General features: G+C 41.3%; 2 protein-coding genes. One reads left to right on the forward strand and one right to left on the reverse strand.

The window, feature by feature from the left end; all coding sequences use genetic code 11:
* Window positions 1-111 precede the first annotated feature (111 nt).
* Window positions 112-4,572, forward strand: coding sequence for an EAL domain-containing protein (locus CXF78_RS12185; protein ID WP_102036937.1), 4,461 nt, complete (start codon window positions 112-114; stop codon window positions 4,570-4,572).
* Window positions 4,573-4,628: 56 nt separating this feature from the next.
* Here the strand turns inward: CXF78_RS12185 and CXF78_RS12190 are convergent, their stop codons facing one another.
* Complete coding sequence (locus CXF78_RS12190) at window positions 4,629-5,720, reverse strand: branched-chain amino acid aminotransferase (RefSeq protein WP_011635903.1); 1,092 nt, start codon at window positions 5,718-5,720, stop codon at window positions 4,629-4,631.
* Window position 5,721 lies beyond the last annotated feature (1 nt).

Consider the following 5,721-nt stretch of genomic DNA (forward strand, 5'->3'; position numbering starts at 1 on the left):
TGAAATTTGTCACAGCCTTCCCAATGAATTTTTTATAGGTGAAATTTGAATTTTCGTGCATTCACGCTTTTAACACACTGGCTAATTTTAGTCATAACATTGAGTTTTTCAGTGTCTGTTTCAGCGCAAAAAAATGATCCTTATGACAGCCTAACCGAAGTAAAGTTTGATCACTTCAGTACCGAGGGAGACCTTAATCAAAACTCAATTACTCGTCTGTTTATGGACAGTTCCGGCATGTTATGGATAGGAACTCAAGACGGTCTACACAGCTATAATGGTGTTGAGTTTGATTTATACTTAAAACAGTCAAAAAATATCAACTCTATCTCAGGCAATTTTATCACAGATATTTTGCAGTCACCTGACGGCGATTTATGGATAGGCACCTTCAACAATGGACTCAATAGACTCAACCTCACTACAGGGGAATTCACTGCGTTTAAACAACCTCAAGGCTTAACTGAGCTTCAGGTAACCCATCTTGCTGTGATTGGAGATACCTTATGGGTGGGAACGCGTTCGGGTCTGTACATATTATCCTTAAAAACCGAAAAAATTATTCCTGTCAGTTTAGGCAATAATATCACTCCAAATATAACCAGCATTGCCAATATTGACGATAAATATATTGTCATAGGCACTCAATCACATGGCACATTTGCCATTGATAGTAATACCATTATTCGGCTTGATATCCCGGTCAATATGACGGTAAACCAAATCAAATCCAGCTCTGTTTATTCCGTCTGGCTAGCCATCGACAACCAAATTTGGCGTTACAATCTCGATACTCATAAAAAAGAATTAATATGGTCGCATGACAATGGTTTGGGTAATAACCGTAAGATTATTGATTTTGTCGTGGTGAATGCCAATCAGATATTTGCTATCGGCAACAATACAGGCTTATTCAAACTCGATTTTATTGATGGTAAGTGGCGCAGCACGCTTTATAAGCATAATCCGCAAAAACTCAATACCATCAGTGCTAATACCCTGCAAAACCTAATGCTAGATCAAAACGGCACCCTATGGATTGGTACAGGTTATTCGGGCATCGATAAACTGAATCTCAGCCATCAATATTTTAGCCACTTTTACGACTACCAAACTAATGCTCCAGGCATGGCAAACATGATCCGCGTGATTTTGCGGGATACACAGCAACGCCTATGGATAGGTACCGATGGTGCGGGGCTTAAGTATTTGGCCCCCAATGATAACCAATATCACTATATCAACGATTTATTTGCAAAAAAATTAGCAATACCAACAGAACAATTATCGTTGATAGTGCATGATATTAAACAAGATAAACAAGGTGTACTGTGGTTTGCCACCAATGTAGGGCTGTTTACCTTAGATAAGAGTAATACCCTGCAGCAAATTAAACCGGCAAACGGACAATTTCATACCGATACCCAGATCCGCAGCTTAGCCTTTGATGACAAAGACCGTTTATGGATAGCCAGCTCACAAGGTTTGTATTTTATCTCTGAATATACAAATCGTATGATGGCTTATAACTTTGGCTTTCAAGCTGATTTCTCACCATTCAAATACCAAATTATTAGGCTCTATTTTAGCCAGGGTTATTTATGGCTCGGCACAATGGGCGGAGTGGTTAGGCTTTCAGCTGAAGAACGAAAACTAGATTTTTTAAGCCATGACTCAGAAAATCCTTACAGTCTTAGTGACAATCGTGTGAGAGACTTTTTACAGGCAGAAAATGGCGATTTATGGGTGGCCACTCATGGTGGTATAGACAAGCTAACAGTTGAATATGGTACGTTTAAATTTGAACGAATGGACGTCAATGCTGATAACAGCAGTAATACGGTTTATGCCATTTTAGAAGACGATAAGCATGATTTGTGGCTAAGTACTAACTCGGGGGTTTCACGTTTTACTCCTAGTACTCGAAGCTTTATTTCCTATAATAAATTCGAAGGTTTGCAAGCCAATGAGTTTAATGGTGCAGCCAAGTTTAAAGAGCTTAACGGTACCTTATGGTTTGGTGGTATTCGAGGCCTTAACCAGTTTAATCCAAGCACTATTCCAAGCCAAAGAGCTGAAAACAAACTGGCACTGACAAAATACACTATTGGTGAAACCCAACACCCTATTCGCGACTTAAGCCATGCTCCGCGCATTATCATGCCTTATGAACAACAACTGATCAGCTTTGAGATCGGCTCACTCAATTTTAGTTACCCTGGATTAAGCCGTTTTAGCTACTTTTTAGACGGTTATGATAACGATTGGCGTGAACTATCCCATGGTAACGAAATCACTTATACCAACTTACCACCGGGTGAATACAAATTAGCGGTTCGCCATGCGCTAGGAACGAATAGATACAGTGAATACACCCTCAATGTGAATGTGTCAGTAGTGCCACCAATGTATATGACCAGCACAGCCTATATACTGTATGTGACAGTCGGGTTATTGATTATTATTTGGTTTTTTTATGCAAGACAGAAAAAAGTGGCCAAGCAGCGCGAATTTGATAACAGTATTCGCGCCTCTGAAGAGCGACTAAAACTGGCACTTTGGGCCTCTGGCGACGGAATGTGGGACTGGAACATTAAAGACGATAAAGTCTATCGCACCAACATGGTCGAGCCGATGAGTTTTTCGTTAAAAGATCAATTATTGATTAAAAACATTGATCCGGAAGATAGACTACGAGTTCAAAAATTGCTTAACGATCACCTCAATGGTGAAAGTGAGTTTTTTGAAGCAGAGTATCGCGTTGAAACTAAACCCGGACAATGGGCTTGGGTGCTCGACCGTGGCCAAATTGTTGAACGTGATAGCAATAATATTCCAGTGCGAATGGCCGGAACTCATAAAGACATTACGAGCCGAAAGATCACAGAAAACGAACTTAAGCTATCATCACAAGTACTGTTTAGCATGAACGAAGCCGTTGTCGTCGGTGAACTGGACTATCAAATACGCTCAATAAATCCAGCATTTAGCCGCATTACTGGCTTTAAACACCGTGATGTTGTCGGTAAGCATTTCTTGTTTTTAACCATGGGAAAACAGTCGCGCGAGTTTTATAACTCAGTTGAAACCCAACTATTAAGACACAAACATTGGGCCGGTGAAATTCACATTAGAACCCGCAACCGTCGCGGCATTCTTGCATGGCTAGAAATCAACCAAGTTATCGATAATAAAGGTGAAACAAGTCACTTTGTGGCAGTATTCACCGATATTACAGCACGTAAAAAAGCCGAAGAAGATTTACGAGTACTGGCTAACTTCGATCCACTGACTGGACTGCCTAACCGCACTTTATTCCAGGACCGGCTCAATCAAGCCGTGACTAAAGCACACCGTGCCAATAGCATCGTGGCATTGTTATTTTTAGACCTTGACCGATTTAAACATATCAATGATTCAATGGGGCACCACATCGGTGATTTACTGCTTAAAGCCGTCGCACATCGCCTGCAAAATGCAGTTCGAGATGGTGATACTGTTGCACGCTTAGGTGGGGATGAATTTACCATTATTTTAGAAGGCGTTGCCAAAACGAAAGCCGCCACCATTATTGCCGAAAAAGTGTTACATGCTTTTCAAACACCTTTTTTACTTGATGATAAAATACTGACTATCTCACCCTCTATTGGTATCAGTTTGTACCCAGAAGATGCAGATGATACCACCTCATTAATTAAGTATGCTGATACCGCCATGTACCACGTAAAATCACTGGGACGCAATAACTTCCAATTTTATACCGAGCAATTAAACCAATATGCAACACGTCATGTTCAGTTAGAGGCTGGCCTTAAAAAAGCGATTCAAGACAATGAGCTATATTTGGTTTATCAACCTAAATATGATGTAAAAACTGAAAAAATTATCGGACTGGAAGCGTTAATGCGCTGGGAAAGCCCAGAACTTGGTTTTATTTCACCAGTTGAGTTTATTCCGCTAGCAGAAGAAACAGGCATCATTAATCAGATTGGTCATTGGGCCATTCAACAAGCCTGTAACCAACTGGCGCAATGGCACCAACAAGGTTTTGAGCATATCTCTATTGCCGTTAACCTTTCAGCCAGACAATTGAAGGCCGATATCATTTCGACTATAGAAGTCGCATTAGCGGTATCTGGATTACCGGCAAGTGCTCTAGAACTCGAATTAACCGAGTCAATGATTATGGGTAACCCACAAGATTCAGTGACCGTGTTATCGCAGCTCAAAGCCTTAGGTTTGACCATTGCTATTGATGACTTTGGTACCGGATACTCAAGCTTAAGCTATTTGAAACGCTTCCCAATTGATACCTTGAAGATTGATCGTGAGTTTGTGCGTGATATAACTGAAGATCCTGACGATGCTGCCATCACTAGCGCCATTATAACCTTGGCCCACAGTTTAGAGCTTAACGTTGTGGCTGAAGGTGTTGAAACCCAAGCGCAATTGAATTTCTTACGTGAGGGAGGCTGTGATCAAGTGCAAGGCTTCTTGCTAAGTAAACCACTGAGTGCGGTTGATTGCCTGGCATTATTAACGCAAGACAAATCAGAGGTTAGCCATTCATAAGGCAAAATAAAAGCTCCATTTAGGAGCTTTTAAGTGTATTTTATTGATTAAATAAACTACGGAGCAACACGTTCAACGCGTTTAACCCAGCCTTGCGGTGCAGCAACGTTGCCTTTTTGTAGATCAGTAAACAGCTTATAAATACGCTGAATATTGGGACCTACTTTACCGTCGCCAACAGTCAAAATTCGGCCATCTTCGAAGATATATGAGCTTACAGGCGATACCACTGCAGCTGTACCAAATCCACCCGCTTCAATAATTTCACCCGCTTCAATATCAGCAATGAACTTATCTAACATCACCGTCTCTTGTCTCACCTCACAACCCAGCATATCCCCAAGTTCCATAATGGACTGAGAGGTAATGGATTTTAAAATGGTATCAGTGAACGTTGGAATAATCACAGTGCCATCTTTTAAAATGTGGAAGTGATTCATCGCGCCAGCTTCTTCAATTTGAGTATTGGTTGAATCTAAATACAATACCTGCGATGCGCCATATTCTACAGCCGCTTTACCTGCACGCAGTGAGGCTGCATAGTTACCAGCAGCTTTTGAAGCTCCAGTACCACCAGATACTGCACGGTGGTACTTAGTACTGATTAACAAGCGAATACCATTATTAACCCCAGAGGCATAATACGCTCCAGATGGGCTTAGCATTACGCAGAATGTATATTGTTGACTAGGGCTAACAGACAAACGATCTTCTGTTGCAAAAATAAAAGGTCGAATGTATAAACACGCGCCTTGTTGCTGTGGGAACCATAAACGGTCAACATCAATAAGGGCATTGATAGCCTTTACTTGCATGCTTTCATCGATATTGGGAATACACACGATATCGGCAGAACGGTTCATGCGCTCAGCATTTTTGTTTAAGCGGAAGGTGTAAATCTCGCCGTCTTCGTGCATAAAGGCTTTAGCGCCTTCAAAAATCGATTGGCCATAATGCAATGACATTGCACCTGGTGCCATTTCAAACGGACCGTAAGGAACTATGCGCGGATCGCACCATTGACCATCACGATAATCCATCAAAAACATGTGATCAGTACGAAGCTTACCGAAACCTACATCGCCTTCTGGCTTAAATGGTTCTGTGCGGCGCTCTGACGCTGATTTTAAATTATATTTTATGTCCATT

This window comes from Shewanella sp. 11B5, assembly GCF_002836795.1.
GTDB classification, from domain to species: Bacteria; Pseudomonadota; Gammaproteobacteria; order Enterobacterales; family Shewanellaceae; genus Shewanella; species Shewanella frigidimarina.